The organism is Methylorubrum rhodinum, assembly GCF_014199935.1.
In the GTDB taxonomy this organism is placed as follows: domain Bacteria; phylum Pseudomonadota; class Alphaproteobacteria; order Rhizobiales; family Beijerinckiaceae; genus Methylobacterium; species Methylobacterium rhodinum.
On the sequence record NZ_JACHOP010000004.1, the window covers coordinates 82,289 to 100,073 of the forward strand.

The following is a 17,785-nucleotide window of genomic DNA, read 5'->3' on the forward strand; positions in this document are numbered from 1 at the left end:
CGGGGGACCCGCTCGCGGCCTCAGAACCGCCGACAGCGCGGGGGGCCGTCGCCGGCCAGAGAGGCGGGCACCACGCGGCCGCCCGAGGCCTCGCAGGCGTCCCGGAACGGCTTCTCCGGCCGGTGGAAGCTCCAGATCGCGATCATCGGCGCCATCATCAGGAAGACGGTGGCCCCCATGATGAAGGCCGGAACCCAGCCCGGCACGCGCCGCGGCGGCTCCGGCCGGATCGGCGTCGGCGGGGCCAGGAAGGCCAGAAGGAGCAGTCCGTCGAGGGCGCTCATCGCTCGATCCCCAGCCTCGTTCCGAAACGCGCCGAGTCTCGGGCCGGACCCGGTCGGGATCAACCGGAATGCGCTGCCGCGACTTGCCGCAGCGTCGTGCCGAGGGCACCGGAGGCAAATCGAAAACCATTTTCACGAAAGCGCGCTAATCGATTCGCGCTTCAAAGGATTAAAGGTAACGCAACCGGTCGGTGCAACGCTTCGGCGTCGACGATCGGATCGACGCACGCGGCCTACAGGCCGGGTGTGCCTCCAGGGCCTGATGTCCGGCATGGTTCCTCTTCCTCCGAACGAGTTGGAGCGGCTCGAAGCCCTGCACGCGCTGCGCATCCTCGGGACCGAGCCGGAAGCGCATTACGACGCGGTCTGCCGCACCGCCGCCGCCCTGTTCGCGGTGCCGATCGCGACGGTGGCCCTGCTCGACGCGGACGATCTCTGGTTCAAGGCGAAGTGCGGCCTCTCGGCGGCGGGCGCGCCCCGCAGGCTGGTCTTCTGCGCACAGACCATCCTCTCGGACGAGGTGCTCGTCGTCGAGGATACGCGGACCGATCCGCGCTTTGCCGACAATCCCCTGGTCACGGGCGAGCCGGGCATCCGCTTCTATGCCGGCGCGCCGCTGATCCTGCGCCCCGGCGTGCGGATCGGGACCCTGTGCCTGATGGACCGGCAGCCGCGCCGCTTCGCGCAAGCCGATCGTGAGCGGCTGCGGGACCTGTCGAGCGTCGTCGTCGCCCATCTGCGCCTCTACGAGGTCCAAGCCGAACGGGAGCGGGCGACGGCCGACCGGCACGCCGCGATCCTCGGTCAGCTCGCCGAGGGCGTCATCGTCACCGACGCGGAGGGCGGCATCACCTTCGTGAACGAGGCGGCGGCGGCGATCCACGGCGTGGCCCGGCTCGATGTCGAGCCGGAGCGCTACAGCGAGACCTACCACCTCTTCACCGAGGACGGCCGGCCCCATCCGCCGCTCGAACTGCCCCTCGCCCGCGCCGTGGCCGGCGAGCGGGTGGCGGATGCGCGCTGGCGCATCCACCGTCCCGACGGGTCCCGGGTTCTGGCGATCGGCACCGCCCAGCCGCTGCGCAGCGGCGAGGGGCAGCAGGTCGGCGCCGTGCTGACGCTGCGCGACGACACCGCCCGCGAATCCGCCGAGCGGGAATTGCGCGACCTCAACGCGACGCTCGCCGAGCGCGTCGCCGAGCGGACGGCCGAGCTGGAGGCGGCGCGGATCCAGGCCGAGGCGGCGAACCGGGCGAAGTCCGAGTTCCTGGCCTCGATGAGCCACGAGATCCGCACGCCGCTCAACGGCATGCTCGGCTACACCGACCTTCTGCTCGACGATCCCGCTCTCGGTCCTGCCGCGCGCCTGCACGCCGAGCGCGTCCGCTCCGCCGGCTCGGCGCTCCTGACCATCGTGGACGACATCCTCGATTTCTCGCAGGTCGAAGCGGGCCGGATCGCGCTCGCGCCCGCGCCGTTCGCCCTCGCCCCGCTGGCCGAGGAGACCGCCGCGATCGTCCGCACTGGCGCCGAGCAGAAGGGTCTGAACCTCGCCGTCGCGATCGGGCCGGGTCTGCCGGCCTGCGTGGTCGGCGACCGCAACCGGCTGCGGCAGGTGCTGCTCAACCTCCTCAACAACGCGGTGAAGTTCACGCGCCGCGGCGGCATCGCCCTCGCCATCACGGCCTCCGAGCGAGGAAGATTGTGCTTCGAGGTGCGCGACACCGGCATCGGCATCCCGGCCGCCAAGCAGCACCTGCTGTTCGAGCGCTTCAGCCAGATCGACGGCACAATCCGGCGCGAGTTCAGCGGAACGGGGCTCGGGCTCGCCATCTCGAAGCGGCTGGTCGAGCTGATGGGCGGCACGATCGGCCTGACCAGCGAGCCGGGAGTGGGGTCGACCTTCCGGGTCGAGATCGCGCTGCCCGCCGTCGCGGCACCGGCCGCATTCGAGGCCGCGCCGGCGGGGCCGCCCCGGCACCGGCCCTGCCGGGTGCTTCTGGTCGAGGACGTGTTCGTCAATCAGGAACTCGGCCGCGCGGTCCTGGCGCTGGGCGGGCACACGGTCGATGTCGCCTCCAGCGGCGCCGAGGCGATCGAGGCGGTGGCGAGAGGCCGCTACGACCTCGTGCTGATGGACATCCAGATGCCCGGCATGGACGGCATGACCGCCACCCGCCGCATCCGCGACCTGGGCGGAGCGGCGGCGGCGGTGCCGATCGTCGCCATGACGGCCAACGTCCTGCCGCAGCAGATGCGCGACTACCTGGCCGCCGGAATGCAGGCCCATATCGGCAAGCCGTTCAAGCGCGAGGCGCTTCTGGCGACCGTCGAGCGCTGGGCGAGCCACGACGGCGCGTCGCCGGTGCAGCACGCCTGAGGCCGGTCAGGCCTTGGCCGTGAAGTGCGCGGAACAGCCGGTGTAACCCTGCACGAGCGCGGCGCCCGCCCGCTCCCCCATCACGAAGGCCGCGGTGGAGAGACCGTCGGCGAGGAGCCCGCTCGAGGCCGTCACGGTCACGCCCGAGAGCGCGGTGGGCGACAGGCCGGTCGCGGGATCGAAGATGTGATGGTCGCGCCGGTCGGGCGAGAACACGGTCGCGTCGTCGCCGGAGGTCGCGGCAAAGCCCGCGAAGGGGGCGATCACCGCGGCGGGCTCGGCCGCGCCGCGGGCGGCGAGGCCGAGCCGCCAGGGGGTGCCGTCGGCATGCGCCCCCGCGGCGGCGAACTCGCCGGTGTCGACGAAGGCGTCGGCGATGCCGTGGCGCTTCAGCACCGCCATCACTCGGTCGGCGGCGAAGCCCTGGATCAGGCCGTTGAGGGTCACGCCCATGCCCGGCCGGGTGAGGCGGATGCCGGCCTCGTCCACGGCCACGTGCCGCCAGCCGATCCGCGCCACGGCCTCGGCGCGGGCCGCCGAGCCCGGCCGCTCGCCCTTCGCGGTGAGTTCCGACCACAGCGTCCAGAGCGGCTGCACCGTCGGATCGAAGGCACCATGGCTTCGCTCGGCGAGCGCCAGGGCAAAGCGCAGCATCGTCAGCAGCAGCGGATCGGGGGCGTCGAGCCGGCCGTCGCGGTTCAGGCGGGAGAGGGCGCTGTCGGGCCGGTAGAGGCTGCCCGCCGCCTCGACCGCGCGGATCGCCGCGAAGGCGTCGCGGAAGGCGGGCTCGAAGGCCTCGTCGCGATCCGCCACCAGCGTGAGCGAGACCGTGGTGCCGAAGGAGAGCCCGGCCCGCGTCGCGGCCCGCCGCCCACGGTCGACGGCCAGCGCCCGGAACGCCGCCGGCCCGGCGGCGAGCGCCGCCAGCGCGCCGAGGCCGCCGAGCAGTACGCGGCGCCGCTCGAACGCGGGACGAAGGGAAAAACTCATTCGGCGGCCACCGGCTGCGGGACGAGGTGCTTGCCGCGCTTGGCCGCTAGCACCTGCGGTACGCATTGATGCGGATCGCCGATGATCGTCACGCACTCCATGCACTGGAAGCATTCGGGATAATCGATTTGGCCCGACGGCTCGATGGCGCCGTAGCGGCAGCGCACCTTGCAGAGCTGGCACGGCGAGCCGCACTCGGCCCGGCGCGGAATCCAGTCGAGCAGGCGCAGCCGCCCGGCCAATGCGAGGCCCGCGCCGAGGGGGCAGAGATAACGGCAGAACCCCTTGTAGACGAAGAGGTTGAGGGCGAGCAGGCCGACCGCGTAGAGCACGAACGGCCAGGACCGGACGAAGTACAGCGTGATCGCCGTCTTGAACGGCTCGATTTCCGAAAAGCCGTCGGCGAGCGGCGAGCCGAGGGCGGCAGCGAGCAGGATCGCGGCGAGAACCGCGTACTTCACCTGCCGCAGCGCCCGGTCGAGGCGGGGCGGCACGGTGATTTGCCGGATGCGCAGGGGCTTGGCGAAAAAAGCGAAAAATTCCTGCAGCGCGCCGAACGGGCAGAGCCAGCCGCAGAACGTGCCCCGGCCCCAGACCACGAGCGTCGCCAGCACGAAGCCCCAGATCAGGAGCGAGGGCGGATCGTAGAGCAGAAAGCCGAAGTCGCCCGTCTGGAACAGCGCGCGCGCAGCACCGACGAGGGTGACGATCGAGAGCTGCGCCTGGGCGTACCAGCCGACGAAGCCGAGGGTGAAGGCGAGGAAGCCGAGGCGGAAGAGCCCGAAGGGGCGGGGCTGCGCCACCAGCGCGTCCTGCCGGGCGAGCACCGGCACGAGGAGGCCAAGGGCCGCCGCGATGATCCCGAGTTCGACGCCGCGTGCGCGCCAGGAATCGGTCCAACTCGGTCCATCGTCCGGGACCTCGCGGGTGAACAGTTCGGGCGGCAACCGGTACTCGGTGGCGATCTCGCGGGCGACCTTTTCCGGAAAGATCTGGCCGCGCTCGCGCGTCACCTTCACGGAGAGCGACCAGGGGGCGGAGGGGTCGAAGCCCGCGGCGTCGCCGATCTTCAGGAGGGTCCAGGGGCCGGCGGCGAGATCGGGGGCGAGGTCGCGCCGCTCCCAGGCGGCGTCGCGGGCGTTCACGGTGAGGCCGCCCTGCTGGATCGTCAGCCGCTCCGGCACCGAGCCGAGCAGGAAGTCTTCCGGGATCGGGCTCCAACGGCCCGAACTGATCACCAGCACGGCATGGCCGCCGGGGCCGATCTCGCGCATCAAGCGGGCTTGGGCGGCCTCGCCGAGGATCGCGCGGCCGATGCTCGGCACGTTGAGATAGGCCAGCGTCAACGCGGCGAACGGCTCGTCCGGCGGGCCCGGATCGGGATCGGCGAGGCCGGTGCCGGCAAAGGCCGCATCGACCTCCGCAGGCGCGATCCGCCAGCGCTTGATCCAGCCGCGCCGCTCCAGTTCGGCGAGGCTCAGCGGTTCGACATCCGGCTTGGCCTCGACCCGCAGGCCGGCATTGACCGCGCCGAAGCCGAGCTTTTCCCGCGCGACCGCGAGCGAGGCGGCGAGCATCGTCTCGTTGATGACGCGGGTCGAGGCGGTGGCCATCGAGATGCCGTCGACGGTGGTGGCGGGCGCGGCGCCGCTGCCCCGCGCGTTCGGCCGCCCGACCCGGATCGGCTGGCGAGCCGAGAGGCCGACATACTGCTCGACGAAGGCGAAGAGCGGCTCGGAGCCCAGCCCTTCGAGGAAGACCGGCTCGTGATGGGCGATCACCTTGGCGTCTCGAAAGGTGCCGTCGGGGGCGAGCGCGATCAGGAGGTTGGGGGCCGTGCCGCCGAAGCCGGGGATGCGGGCGAAGTCGATCGATTCGAAGGCGTAGGCGACGACCTCGTAGGAACCGGCCTCCTGCTTAAGGATCGGCCAGATGGGAAGGCGATCGTCGCGCTCGCCGACGACGAGGGGCGGGGGGAAGTTTTTCTCCATTCCGGCGCGTTCGAGGGTGCCGGCTTGGGCGGGGTGGGCGAGGAGCAGCGCCGCAAAAATGCTCACGAAGAAAAAGCGCATAGCCGCGCGCGCATCCCTCCCCCCTCTGCGGGGGAGGGTGGCCCCCGAAGGAGGTCGGGAGAGGGGAGCGACGGTTCCGAGGATTTCGCGTCGAGGGCGGCCAAGCGGAGCCTTCGCTCCCCTCTCCCGCCCGCTCCGCGGGCACCCTCCCCCGCGGAGGGGGGAGGGTACGGTGAAGCGGCCCGCGGCGTGACTCACTCGGCGGCCCCTGCCGAACGCCCGTCCTTCCCCTTGGCCTCGCCCGCCGCCGGCCGCACCGCGGCGCCCCACGGGTAGCGCCCGACCTTGATGCTGCGCAGCGCCTTCATCGCACCCGCATCGATCACCGTCACGTCGCCCGACACGCCGTTGGTCGTCACCAGCCGCTCGCCGCCCGGCAGGGCCGCGACGTGCCAGACCCGGCGGCCGACGAGGATGTAGGCCTTCACCTTGAAGCTCTCGGTATCGACCACGGCGACCCGGTCGGACGGCCCGAGCGCCACGAAGGCGTTGCGGCCATCCTCCGACAGCGCGATGCCGACCGGCTGGATGCGGTCGCCGGAAATCCCCTTGATCTCGAAGCCGATGGTCTCGACCACCTGACGGCTCGCGACGTCGATCACCGCCACCGTGCCGCCGATCTCGGAGGAGACCCAGAGCCGTTGGCCGTCGCGGGTGAACTCGGCGTGGCGCGGGCGCTGGCCGACCGGCGTCGCGTCGGTCGCCTGGAGCGACTTCGTGTCGATCCAGTGGACCATGTTGGTGGTCTCGGAGGTCGTCACCGCGAGCTGGCCGTCCGGGCTCACCGCCATGCCCTCGGGCTCGATGCCGACATCGATCTGCGCCAGCACCTTGCGGGTGTCGGCATCGACCACGGTCGTCGTCGCGTTGTTCTCGTTGGCGATGAAGAGCGTCCGGCCGTCGGGCGCCAGCGCGAACTGTTCCGGGTCCTCGCCCGAGGGCAGGTCGTGCAGCGGCTTTCCGGTGTCGGGGTCGATCACCTGCACGGCGTCGGAATCGCTGGCGCAGACGAACAGGCGCTTGCCGTCCCGCGAGAAGGTCAGCCCGCGCGGGCGCCGGCCGACGGGAAAGGTGCGGGTCACCTCCCAGGTCGCGGAATCGATCACCGAGACGGTGTTGTCGCGCTCGTTCGAGACGTAGACCTCGTGCGCCTGCGCGCCGAGCGGCATCAGCAGGGCCGCACCGACAAGAAATCGCGAAAGAATCATGGGGTGCCTCCGAAGGCGCGGCAGGCGCTCTCGGGCTCGTCGAGCCCCAGCGTGTCGAGTTCGGTGCGCCGGTGCAGAAAGCCCTCGACCGGGGCGGCGGCGACGACGGCCCCGGGCCAGAGCACGAAGACCGGCTGGCGCAATTGCCCGTTCCAGGGGCGGAAGCTGAGCGCGCGCCCCTTGAAGCCGCCGACCTCGAATTTTTTGGACAAGAGAAGGTCGCGGATCGCGGTCGGGTCGCTCGACTTGAGTTGGGTGGCGGCCTCCGTCACGGCGTGGACCGCCATCCAGCCGGCCCAGTCGATGGCGCCCATCGGGCGGCCCGCGAGCTTGGCGAAGCGCTCCTGCAACTGCACGGCGGCCCAGGCCTCGACCGGGCGGCCCCAGGCGGTCGGCGTCAGCCCCTGCGTGCCGACGACGGGGCGGGGCGAGGCGGTGTTGTAGACGAGGTTGGCCCCGAACTCGGCCCGCTCGTCGGCCACAGCCACCACGTCGTGCTCGGGGCCGCGGGTGATGACCGGAAATTCCTTCAGCGCCGAGTCGCGCAGGTCGGCGCCGCGAGCGTCGAAGCTTGCCTCGGCGACGATCCGGGCGCCGAATTTTTTCGCGCTCTTGCGGAGAGCGTCCGCGTAGAGGGCGTCGTCCGCGCCGGGGCCGGAGACCAGCAGCAGGCGGTTCCAGCGCTTGAACAGGAGGAGCTGCGCCAGCGCGTCGGTGAGCATGTCGCGCGAGGGCAGCACGTGCAGGAGCCGGGCGCGGCAGTCGCGGTCGCGCAGGCGCACGTCCGGGGCGCCGATATTGAGCATCACCGCCTCGCGCGCCTCGGGGGCGTCGGCGATGGCGAGCAGGTCGTCGGCCGGGGCGTTGACCACGAGGAAGCGCAAGGGGCCGCCGTTCTCCCGCGTCAGCGCGGCGAGCGCCGCGGGCAGGTCGGCGCCGGGTTCCACCACCGTCGTCTTGAGGGCGAAGGACAGGCCGACGAAGCGGCCGGTGGCGTTGCCGTCGCGAAGCCCCAGCTCCGCCCCGCGAAGCCCCTCGTCGTCGGGGATCGGCGGCTCGTTGTTGAGCGGGGTCGGGCGCTCCACCCGGCGCTCGACATAGTGGATCGCAAGGGGGGGGCTCTTGGGCGGGCTCGCGAGCGCCGGGGCGGCAATGAGGAGGGCGAACGCCGTCAGGAGGGGCCGCAGAGCACGCCTGCCCCAAGCCCGTTGGCCGCCGTCGGCGAGATCGGCGCGTGTCGGCATCGTGCCCCGAACGGTTCCACCCTGGATTTTGGGGCAAGCATAGGCGCGAGGTTCGCGGCGCCGATATTGGACCAAGGTCGCAGATCGACGCTCAAGCGCGTCGTACCAAAGCACAATGGGTCGCTCCCGGCCGGCTTGATACCGTGGCTCACAATCGAGGAGCGCGGGCTTTTGGCTGACCCGCCTCCCGCACGACGCGCCACCCCTCGGGGCAGGCAGGGAGCGAGACGGACATGACCACACGAATTCGTCTAGACACTCGTCCTGGATCTCGGATCCAGGACGAGTGTCTAGGTTCTTGTGCCGCATCGGCTTTCCCCCGAAAGCCGGCAGCCACCTTTCGGGCCGATGCTCTCGCGGGCGGGCTTCTGCTCGGCCTCGTGCTCGCGGGCGGCGCGCTCGCCCACGGCGACGTGCAGCCCCAGCCGGTCAATACCGACGGGCTCGACCCCCTCGGTACGGAATGGAAGGTGGAGAACCCCTATCGCGGCAACGAGAAGGCGGTGGCGATCGGCGATTCCGGCTACAACCAGAACTGCGCCCGCTGCCACGGCCTGCAGATGATCTCCGGCGGCCTCGCCCCGGACCTGCGCTACCTGCCGACCGGCAAGGAGGGCGACGAGTACTTCGTCGAGCGGATGAAGCACGGCGCCGTCATCAACGGCGTGACCAAGATGCCGGCCTTCGACGGCATCCTCTCGCAGGAAGCCATGTGGGCGATCCGCACCTACCTCGAAGCCAAGCACGAAGAGTAGCCGTGGCGCGCTTCCCCACCCGACGCGGCGTGCTGGCGGGTCTCGCGGCCCTCGCGGCGAGTCCCGCCCGGTCCCGTCCCCTCGACGAGGTGACGGGCGACGGCACCCTGCGGGTCGCGCTCTACGCCGAGAACGCCCCGTTCTCCGACCTGCGCGACGAGAAACCCGTCGGCATCGACGTGGACGTGGCCCAGGCGCTGGCCGATTCGCTGAAGCTCAAGCTCGACCTGCGCCTGGTGGATGCCGGCGAGAACGTCGACGGCGATTTCCGCCTCAACCTGTGGAAGGGCGATCTCGCCGGCTCGAAGCTCGCCGACCTGATGCTGCACGTGCCGAACGACAAGCTCTTGGGCATCCGCAACGAGCAGATCTTCCTGGTGCGCCCCTATTTCGAGCAACGCCTCGCCTTCGCCTGGGCGCGGGACAGGATGGAGGGATTTTCGAGCTTCCCCGACATCGAGGAGAATCAGGTCGCGGTCGAGGGCGCCAGCGCCTCCGACCTGCAGATCCTCATGGCCGAGAACGGGCGCTACCGGAACAATCTCAAGCACTTCCGCAACTTCGACGAGGCCGCCAAGGCGTTTCTTTCCGGCGAGACCGCGATCCTGGCCGGCACGCGCCCGGCGATCGAGGCGGCGTTGTTCGCGGCCAAGGCCGGTCCGGACCGCTTCCCCGTGGTCGAGATCGCGCTCGGCGGGCTGGTGAAGACGAGCTGGGAACTGGGCGGGGCGGTGCGCTCCGATTCGCGCGACCTCGGCTACGCCGTCGGCGAAGCGCTCGGGGCGATGACGGAGGACGGGCGGCTGAAGGCGATCTGCGAACGCTACGGGGTGACGTTTTTGCCGCCGAAGGGCTTCTGAGAGCGGCTGCCACGCTGACCGCGCATCCCCTCTCCCCGCACGTGGGGAGAGGGGGGAACTCGGCTTCCGCGGCGACCCGTTCGGAAGCTTATGAGATTGCCTCGGTCGTGAGGCTTTGAATCATCGAAAGGCCTTGGGTCGCGCCTTATGCGTGGTCCGAGGTTTTTGATGTCCGCCTCTGTACGATCGACTGCAGAATTCAGCTGAGATTCTGCCCTCTATCGATTTTCTGCGCCGCAAAAATCCTTATCTTCGACTTATGGCCAATAACCACGCCGCCCGCGCGTGGATAACTTGCCGATCATGGGAGACCGTTCGAGCGACCGAGACAAGGTCCGCCGGCCGCCCGTTCAGATCAGGAGGAAGTGCGATGAAGGTGCGTGACCGGTTCCTCGCGGCCGTGGGGGCGGCGGCGCTGCTTGCGGGCGCGTCCCAGGCGCTCGCGGCGCCCGAGGCCAGCAAGACGTCCGGCGGCGTCAGCAACGAGGCGATCCTCAACGACGCCAAGACCCCCGACGACGTCGTCACCTACGGCCTCGGCCTCCAGGCGCAGCGCTACTCGCCGCTGAAGGCCATCAACAAGGAGACGATCCAGGGCCTCGTCCCGGCCTATTCCTTCTCGTTCGGCGGCGAGAAGCAGCGCGGCCAGGAGAGTCAGGCGCTGGTCAAGGACGGCGTGATCTACGTCACCGGCTCGTATTCGCGGATGTACGCGGTCGATTCCCGCACCGGCGAGAAGCTGTGGGAATACAACGCCCGCCTGCCCGAAGGCATCCTGCCCTGCTGCGACGTGGTGAACCGGGGTGCGGCGCTCTACAAGGACAAGGTCTATTTCGGCACGCTCGACGCCAAGCTGGTCGCGCTCGACGCCAAGACCGGCAAGGTGGTGTGGCGCAAGGACATCGACGACTTCAAGGCCGGCTACAGCTACACCGCCGCCCCGCTGATCGTGAACGGCAAGATCATCACCGGCGTGTCGGGCGGCGAGTTCGGCATCGTCGGCCGGGTCGAGGCGCGCGACGCCGAGACCGGCGAGGTCATCTGGAAGCGCCCCGTCATCGAAGGCCATATGGGCGAGCTGAACGGCAAGCCCTCGACGATGACCGGCAAGGTCAACGAGACCTGGCCGGGCGACCTGTGGAAGTACGGCGGCGGCGCCACCTGGCTCGGGGGCACCTACGACGCCGAGACCAACCTCCTGTACTTCGGCACCGGTAATCCGGGCCCGTGGAACTCGGCCCTGCGCCCCGGCGACAACAAGTGGTCGGCCTCGCGCATCGCGCTCAACCCCGACAACGGCGAGATCGTGTGGGGCTTCCAGACCACGCCGCATGACGGCTGGGACTTCGACGGCGTGAACGAGTTCGTGCCGTTCGATCTCCAGAAGGACGGCAAGACCGTCAAGGCCGGCGCCACGGCCGACCGCAACGGCTTCTTCTACGTTCTGGATCGCACCAACGGCAAGTTCATCTCGGCCTCGCCGTTCGTGGAAAAGATCAACTGGGCCAAGGGCATCGGTAAGGACGGCCGTCCGATCTACGACGACGCGTTCCGCCCCGGCGACCCGTCGAAGTCCGAGGACGGCAAAAAGGGCAAGTCCGTGTTCGCGGTGCCGAGCTTCCTCGGCGGCAAGAACTGGATGCCGGTCGCCTACAGCCCCGACACCAAGCTGTTCTACGTCCCCTCCAACGAGTGGGGCATGGACATCTGGAACGAGCCGGTGAACTACAAGAAGGGCGCCGCCTATCTCGGTGCCGGCTTCACCATCAAGCCGATCTTCGAGGACCATATCGGTTCGCTCAAAGCCATCGACCCGGCCACCGGCAAGGTGGTGTGGAACTACAAGAACAAGGCCCCGCTCTGGGGCGGCGTGCTCACCACCGGCGGCAACCTCGTCTTCACCGGCACGCCGGAGGGCTTCCTGAAGGCCTTCGACGCCAAGTCCGGCGAAGAGGTGTGGAAGTTCCAGGTCGGCACCGGCGTGGTCTCCTCGCCGATCACCTGGGAGCAGGACGGCGAGCAATGGATCGGCGTCGCGGCCGGCTGGGGCGGCGCGGTCCCGCTCTGGGGCGGCGAGGTGGCCAAGTCCACCGCCGGCATCAACCAGGGCGGCAGCTTCTGGGCGTTCAAGCTGCCCAAGAAGATGGCGGCGCGCTGACATCAGGTCGGGCCGGTCCCCTCGGGGCCGGCTCTCGTGGAACGGGTGAAGAAAGCCCCCGGAGCGGTCCGCCGCTCCGGGGGCTTTCGTCGTTCGATGTCGCGGGTCTCAGCGGAAGTTGCGGGCATGCACGCGCAGCGGTCCCCGGCCGGGCTCCGGCTCCGACGGCGCGCCCTCCTCGCCGATCCGGGCGATGAGAGCGGAGCGGTCGAACAGCTCCGCGGCGATGAGGTGGACGACTGCGCCGACCTTTTGAACCCGGCCGCGGCAGGCCATCAGCCGGGCGGCCAGCACCGTGCGGCGGCTGCGCTCGAACAGGTCCGGGCGCACGATCAGGTTGGCGATACCGGTCTCGTCCTCCAGGGTCAGGAACAGGGTGCCCTTGGCCGAGCCCGGCCGCTGGCGCATCAGCACGAGGCCGCAGACGGTGAGCCGCGCCCCGTCGCGGGCTTGGCCCAGCCGGTCGCAGGGCCGGTCGCCGAGCGCCGTCAGTTCGGCCCGCAGGAAGCTCAGCGGATGGGCCCGCAGGCTGAGGCCCTTGGCGCGGTAATCGGCCACGACCTCGCCGCCCGCGCTCAGCGGTGGCAGCGCCACGGGCGGCTCGGCGATGGCGGGCTCGGCCGAGCCCTCCTGCGCCGCGGCGGCGAAGAGCGGCAGCGGTGCCGGCACCAGGGCGCGCACCGCCCAGGCGGCCTCGCGCCGGTTCAGGCCGAGCGAGCGGAAGGCATCCGCCCGCACGAGGCAGGCCAGCGAGGCGGTGGGCAGGCCGGTGCGCCGCGACAGCGCGGCCAGCGTCGCGAATTCTTTTTGAGATTTTCGCGCGGCGACCAGACGGGCGCCGTCGCGCTCAGGCAGGCCGCCGACGAGGCGCAGGCCGAGCCGCACCGCGAGCAGGCGCCCGGACTCCGTCGGCTCCAGGGTGCAGTCCCATTCCGAAAGATTCACGTCGACGGGGTGGATCGGGACGCCGTGCTCGCGGGCGTCGCGCACGATCTGGGCGGGGGCGTAGAAGCCCATCGGCTGCGCGTTCAGGAGGGCGGCGCAAAAAACGTCCGGGTGGTGACACTTCAGGTAGGACGAGGCGTAGGCAAGCAGCGCGAAGGAGGCGGCGTGGCTCTCCGGGAAGCCGTAGGAGCCGAAGCCTTCGAGCTGGCGGAAGGTGCGCTCGGCGAAGTCGCGCGCGTAGCCGTTGGCGACCATCCCCTCGATCAGCCGGCTCTCGAAGCGGTGGACGCCCCCCGTCATCTTGAAGGTCGCCATCGAGCGGCGCAGCTCGTCGGCCTCCGCGGCGGTGAAGCCCGCACCGACCATGGCGACCTGCATCGCCTGCTCCTGGAACAGCGGCACGCCGAGCGTCTTTTCGAGCACCTTTCGCAAGGCGGGCGTCGGATAGGTCACCTCCTCGCGCCCCTCCCGGCGGCGCAGATAGGGATGGACCATGTCGCCCTGGATCGGGCCGGGACGCACCAGCGCCACCTCGATCACGAGGTCGTAGAACTTTCTCGGCTTCATCCGCGGCAGCATCGCCATCTGCGCGCGGCTCTCGATCTGGAACACGCCGACCGTGTCCGCTTTCCGGATCATCGCGAAGGTGGCGGGATCGTCCTGCGGGATCGCGGCGAGGTCGAGCGGGAGGCTCTTGGCCGTGTCCAGAAGCGCGAAGGCGCGGCGCAGGCAGCCGAGCATGCCGAGCCCCAGCACGTCGACCTTCATGAACTTGAGGGCGTCGATGTCGTCCTTGTCCCACTCGATGACCTGACGGTTCTCCATCGCGGCGGGCTCGACCGGCACGAGTTCGTCGAGGCGGTCGAGGGTGAGCACGAAGCCGCCGGGATGCTGCGACAGGTGGCGCGGCGTGTCGATCAGCTCGCGGGCGATCTCCAGGGTGAGCCGCAGGCGCCGGTCGGCCGGGTCGAGGCCCAGCGCCTTCAGTTCCCGCTCGCCCGCCCCCTCGCCGCCCCAGGGCCAGGTCAGCCGGTTGAGGGCGCCGGTCACCTCCTCCGGCAGGCCCATCACCTTGCCGACCTCGCGGAGCGCCCCGCGGGCGCGAAACCGGCTGACGACGGCGGTCAGCGCGGCGCGGTGGCGGCCGTAAGTTTCAAAAATCCACTGGATCACCTGCTCGCGGCGCTCGTGCTCGAAATCGACGTCGATGTCGGGCGGCTCGCGCCGGGCCTCGGAGACGAAGCGCTCGAACAGCAGGGTCTGCTGGATCGGATCGATCGCGGTGATGCCCAGGCAGTAGCAGACCGCGGAATTCGCCGCCGAGCCGCGACCCTGGCACAGGATTTTTTGGGTTTCGGCGTATTCGACGATCGAATGGACCGTCAGGAAGTACGGTGCGTAGCCGAGCCGGGCGATCAGCCCGAGTTCGTGGACGAGTTGCCGCGCCACCGCCTCCGGCACGCCCTCCGGATAGCGCCGCTCGGCCCCGGCCCAGGTCAGGACGTCCAGCCGCTCCCGTGCGGTCCGGCCGTCGGGGCCGGATTCCGAGGGGTATTCGTAGGCGAGGTCGTCGAGCGAGAAGCGGCAGGCCTGCGCGATGTCTTGCGCGCGCGCGAGCGCTTCCGGGAAGCGGGCGAACAGGCGCGCGGTCTCCTCGGGCGCCTTCAGGAAGCGGTCGGCGTGGCGCTCCTTCAGGAATCCCGCCCGCTCGATCGTGACGCCGCGGCGGATGCAGGTCGCCACGTCCTGCAACCGGCGCCGCCCGACCACGTGGTAGAGGATGTCGCCGGTGGCGACGACCGGCACCCGCGCCCGCCGGGCGGCCCCGGCGAGGGCATCGAGCCGCGCCGCGTCGTCGGGCCGGAAGCGGCGGGTCAGGGCGCAGGAGGCGCGCGCCCCGAACAGGGTTTTGAGGCGCGCCAACTCGTCGCCGAGGCGCGGATCGGTGTGCTCCACCAGCAGGATGGCGAACAGACCCTCCTGCCACGCCTCGACGTCCTGCCACGCCAGCACGCAGCGGCCCTTGCCGCCCCGCGCCTTGCCGAGGCTCAGCAGCCGGCACAGCCGGCCATAGGCCGCCCGGTCGGTCGGATAGACGAGGAGCGGCGGCGCATCCTCGAGATCGAGCCGGCAGCCGACGACGAGGCGCACGCCCGTCGTCCTGGCCGCCTGATGCGCCCGGACCATCCCGGCGAGCGAGCCGTGATCGGTCACGCCGAGCGCCGGGATGCCGAGCAGGGCGGCTGCCGCGAACAGCTCTTCCGGGCTCGACGCGCCGCGCAGGAAGGAGAAGTGGGTGGTGACGTGGAGTTCGGGGAGGCTCACCGGGCGCCCCGCTGGGGGCGTAAGATGTCATCGCCTCGGCCGCCGCCGGGCTTCTCCTCCCCCTTGCGGGGAGGAGGTAGGAGGTGGGGGTCGGGCAGAAGGCACCGCTGCGGTTCCTCCTGAACCACCCCCACCCCTACCCCTCCCCGCAAGGGAGAGGGGAAAGCGCGAGCAAAAACCCTCACGCCTCGCCGAGCCCGTGCAGCCACCAGCGGCCCTCGGCCTCCATCGGGCCGTCGCGAAACAGCCAGAAGCGCTCACCGGCCTCGGTCTCGACTCGGTAATAGTCGCGGGTCATGTCGGTCTCGCCCGGCGCGACCCACCATTCGCCCAGGATGCGCTCCGGCCCGTCGGCGCGGGCGACGCGGTGGCGGGCGCCGCGCCAGACGAAGAACAGGGGCGGCGCGTCGGGAATCTCGGCCATCGCGGCGACCGGCTCGGGGGCGTCGAGGAGGCGGGCCGGGCGCGGCAGATCGGCGGGCCAGAGCGCGCCCGAGGGGGCACTGAGCGGGGCGACGCGGCGCACCGCGCGCTCGGGCAGGTCGCTCTCGACCGGCGCCAGCCGGTAGACCCGCTCCGCCCCGAGGCGCAGGCGCAGCGTGTCGATGAGCGCGGCGAGGTCGGCGATCTCCGGGCCCTGCCCGAGGACCGCGCCCGAGAGCTGGCGCTCGGCCAGGGGCTCGGTGCGGGAGGCGGTCAGCACCATCTCCTCGATGCCGAAGCCGGGATCGATCCGCGGCAGGCGCTCGGTCAGGAGGCGGGCGAGATGGCCTGCGTCGCGGCTGCCCCGCGCGGTGCCGACACGGATCGCCTGATCGAGGCGGTCGACCCGGCGGAAGACGAGATCGAGGCGGCGCGCCCCGAGCCCGGTCCGCTCCAGATCGGGCGCCAGCCGGGCGCAGAGATCGGCCACGACTTTCGCCAGCACCTCCGGGCTACTGACCGGCTCGGCGAAGCGCGCGGCGGCCTGCGGCATGTCGGGCGCGGTGAGGAAGGCCAGCGGCTCCGGCTCGGCGCCGAGCGCCCGGTCGAGGCGAAGCAGCGGCTCCGGACCGAAGCGGCGGCGCAGCGGCGCGCGGGGCGCCCGCATCAGCCCGCCGATTCGCGCGAGGCCGACCTCGCGAAGCGCCGCGACGGTCTCCGGCGGCAGGCGCAGGGCCGCGACCGGCAGCGGCGACAGGGCATCGCCGAGGCCGCCCGGGAGCACGATCCCGCCCGGCCCGAATCGGGCGAGCGCCCAGGCGCCGCCCGGCGTGTCGGCGAGCGAGAGGCGGGCGCACAGGCCGGTCCGCTCCAGCCGTGCCAAAAGGTCGGCCATCAGCGCCGCCTCGCCGCCGTGCAAGTGGGCGGCGCCCGCGATGTCGATCAGCAGGCCGTCGGGCGGATCGAGGGCGACGAGGGGGGCGTAGCGCAGGCACCAGAGCCCGAGCCGCATCAGCGCCGCCGCGTCGGCCTCGGGCTCGGCCGCGGCGAGGCGCAGGCCCGGCACCATCGCCATGGCCTGGGCCGCGGGCATGCCGCGCTTCAAGCCCGCGCGCCGGGCGGCGGCGTCGATCCCGGCCAGCACCCGGCGTGGGCCGTCCTGGCGCACGGTCGCCAGCGGCTCACCGGACGGCGGCGCGGCGGGGGACGCGCTCCGGCGCAGCCGGTCGGTCGGCCAGGAGGGCAGGCACAGCGAGACGACCCTGCGCATCGCAGGCCTCCACGATCCACGAGCCCGGCGCCCCGCCGCGGCAGCGCTGCAGGTCGAGCCGCCAGCGCGGGCGGCCGAGGTGACGGGGGTTGTCCGTGTCGGACGGGGCCGGGCTCACCCGCCAGCGGGTACGGGCGGCGGACGGCTCGGGCTCGGCCGCCTCGCCCGCGCAGACCCGGTGCAGCACCAGCGCGGTCACGCCCGAGCCTTCCGCGGCGAGTTGGAGCCGGCGCGACGGCGTCAGCGCCATGCGGGTCAGCTCGCCGACGACGCCGGCCAGCCCCCGGTGGCGCAGGCCTTCTTCCATGGCGGGCAGCACCTCGGCGTCGCGCCACGTCTCGCAATAGACCACCCGGTCGGGATGGAGCCCGACGCGGGCGAGCGCCGGGGCGAACAGGTCGCGGCTGTGCAGGCACCACAGCACGGGTCCGTCGAGCCGGGCCAGAATGCCGCCCGCGAACAGCACGGCGGAGGCGGCGTAGCGCCCGCGCGGGCCGCCCTCGTGGATCTGGTGCAGCGCGCCGAGCGCCAGCCCGCCTCCCGGCAGGGCGCCATCGAGACCAGAGGCCCCGAACGGCAGCACGGCCCCGCCGGTCCGCGCCGTGGCGGCAGGCTCGGCGAGGCGGCGCAGCTCGGCCAGGACGTTCTTGGCGCGCGCCGGGGGAGGTCGGCCCGCTGTCGGAGCCGTCGGATCAGGGCCTTCGTCTTCGCATCCCTTCGTGCGAACAGGATGGAGCGCCTCTCCTTCCCCTTGCGGGGAGGGGACACGCGCCAAACCCTGCCGTGGCGCGGCAGCCTGCGGGTCCGGCGGATCAGGGAGGGGGGCAGGGGGCATGGACCGGGGCGGATTGAAGGACCGTGAATAGAACAA

General features: G+C 71.6%; 12 protein-coding genes. 4 read left to right on the top strand and 8 right to left on the bottom strand.

Going from position 1 to position 17,785, the window contains the following annotated elements; translation table 11 throughout:
* Positions 1-20 precede the first annotated feature (20 nt).
* Positions 21-284 (bottom strand): hypothetical protein, encoded by a 264-nt coding sequence (locus HNR00_RS06415; RefSeq protein WP_183566688.1) that lies wholly within the window; start codon positions 282-284, stop codon positions 21-23.
* 271 nt (positions 285-555) lie between these two features.
* On the opposite strand from HNR00_RS06415, the gene HNR00_RS06420 reads away from it, so the two are divergent.
* Entirely contained in the window at positions 556-2,664 is a 2,109-nt protein-coding gene (locus HNR00_RS06420; protein WP_183566692.1) for a GAF domain-containing hybrid sensor histidine kinase/response regulator, read from the top strand.
* Positions 2,665-2,670: 6 nt separating this feature from the next.
* Here the strand turns inward: HNR00_RS06420 and HNR00_RS06425 are convergent, their stop codons facing one another.
* The 4 genes from HNR00_RS06425 to pedA1 all read right to left on the bottom strand — a co-directional run bounded on the left by HNR00_RS06425 (position 2,671) and on the right by pedA1 (position 8,178).
* Positions 2,671-3,654 carry an FAD:protein FMN transferase gene (locus HNR00_RS06425; protein WP_183566695.1) on the bottom strand — a complete coding sequence of 328 codons (984 nt, stop codon included), beginning with the start codon at positions 3,652-3,654 and terminating at the stop codon, positions 2,671-2,673.
* The gene (locus HNR00_RS06430) at positions 3,651-5,726 is read right to left on the bottom strand and encodes a 4Fe-4S binding protein (protein WP_183566698.1); all 2,076 of its coding nucleotides are present in this window, start codon (positions 5,724-5,726) and stop codon (positions 3,651-3,653) included. Before HNR00_RS06430 ends, HNR00_RS06425 begins: the two co-directional genes overlap by 4 nt.
* Positions 5,727-5,920: 194 nt before the next feature.
* A complete protein-coding gene (locus tag HNR00_RS06435; protein ID WP_183566701.1) occupies positions 5,921-6,934 on the bottom strand; it encodes a YVTN family beta-propeller repeat protein in 1,014 nt (337 codons plus the stop codon).
* A complete protein-coding gene (gene pedA1 / locus HNR00_RS06440; RefSeq protein WP_183566704.1) occupies positions 6,931-8,178 on the bottom strand; it encodes a lanthanide ABC transporter ABC transporter substrate-binding protein PedA1 in 1,248 nt (415 codons plus the stop codon). Before pedA1 ends, HNR00_RS06435 begins: the two co-directional genes overlap by 4 nt.
* A 380-nt stretch (positions 8,179-8,558) precedes the next feature.
* On the opposite strand from pedA1, the gene pedF reads away from it, so the two are divergent.
* The 3 genes from pedF to HNR00_RS06455 all read left to right on the top strand — a co-directional run bounded on the left by pedF (position 8,559) and on the right by HNR00_RS06455 (position 11,951).
* Positions 8,559-8,933 carry a cytochrome c-550 PedF gene (pedF, locus tag HNR00_RS06445; RefSeq protein WP_312886008.1) on the top strand — a complete coding sequence of 125 codons (375 nt, stop codon included), beginning with the start codon at positions 8,559-8,561 and terminating at the stop codon, positions 8,931-8,933.
* Between the two features lie 2 nt (positions 8,934-8,935).
* Positions 8,936-9,793: a substrate-binding periplasmic protein gene (locus HNR00_RS06450; RefSeq protein ID WP_183566709.1), complete on the top strand. Its 858-nt coding sequence runs from the start codon at positions 8,936-8,938 to the stop codon at positions 9,791-9,793.
* Between the two features lie 370 nt (positions 9,794-10,163).
* A complete protein-coding gene (locus HNR00_RS06455; RefSeq protein ID WP_183566712.1) occupies positions 10,164-11,951 on the top strand; it encodes a PQQ-dependent methanol/ethanol family dehydrogenase in 1,788 nt (595 codons plus the stop codon).
* A gap of 108 nt (positions 11,952-12,059) precedes the next feature.
* Here the strand turns inward: HNR00_RS06455 and HNR00_RS06460 are convergent, their stop codons facing one another.
* From HNR00_RS06460 to HNR00_RS06470, 3 genes are all read right to left on the bottom strand, one after another.
* The gene (locus HNR00_RS06460) at positions 12,060-15,221 is read right to left on the bottom strand and encodes an error-prone DNA polymerase (RefSeq protein ID WP_183566715.1); all 3,162 of its coding nucleotides are present in this window, start codon (positions 15,219-15,221) and stop codon (positions 12,060-12,062) included.
* A gap of 181 nt (positions 15,222-15,402) precedes the next feature.
* Positions 15,403-16,914: a DUF6504 family protein gene (locus tag HNR00_RS06465; protein ID WP_183566718.1), complete on the bottom strand. Its 1,512-nt coding sequence runs from the start codon at positions 16,912-16,914 to the stop codon at positions 15,403-15,405.
* Positions 16,826-17,554, bottom strand: coding sequence for an ImuA family protein (locus HNR00_RS06470; protein ID WP_183567350.1), 729 nt, complete (start codon positions 17,552-17,554; stop codon positions 16,826-16,828). Before HNR00_RS06470 ends, HNR00_RS06465 begins: the two co-directional genes overlap by 89 nt.
* Positions 17,555-17,785 lie beyond the last annotated feature (231 nt).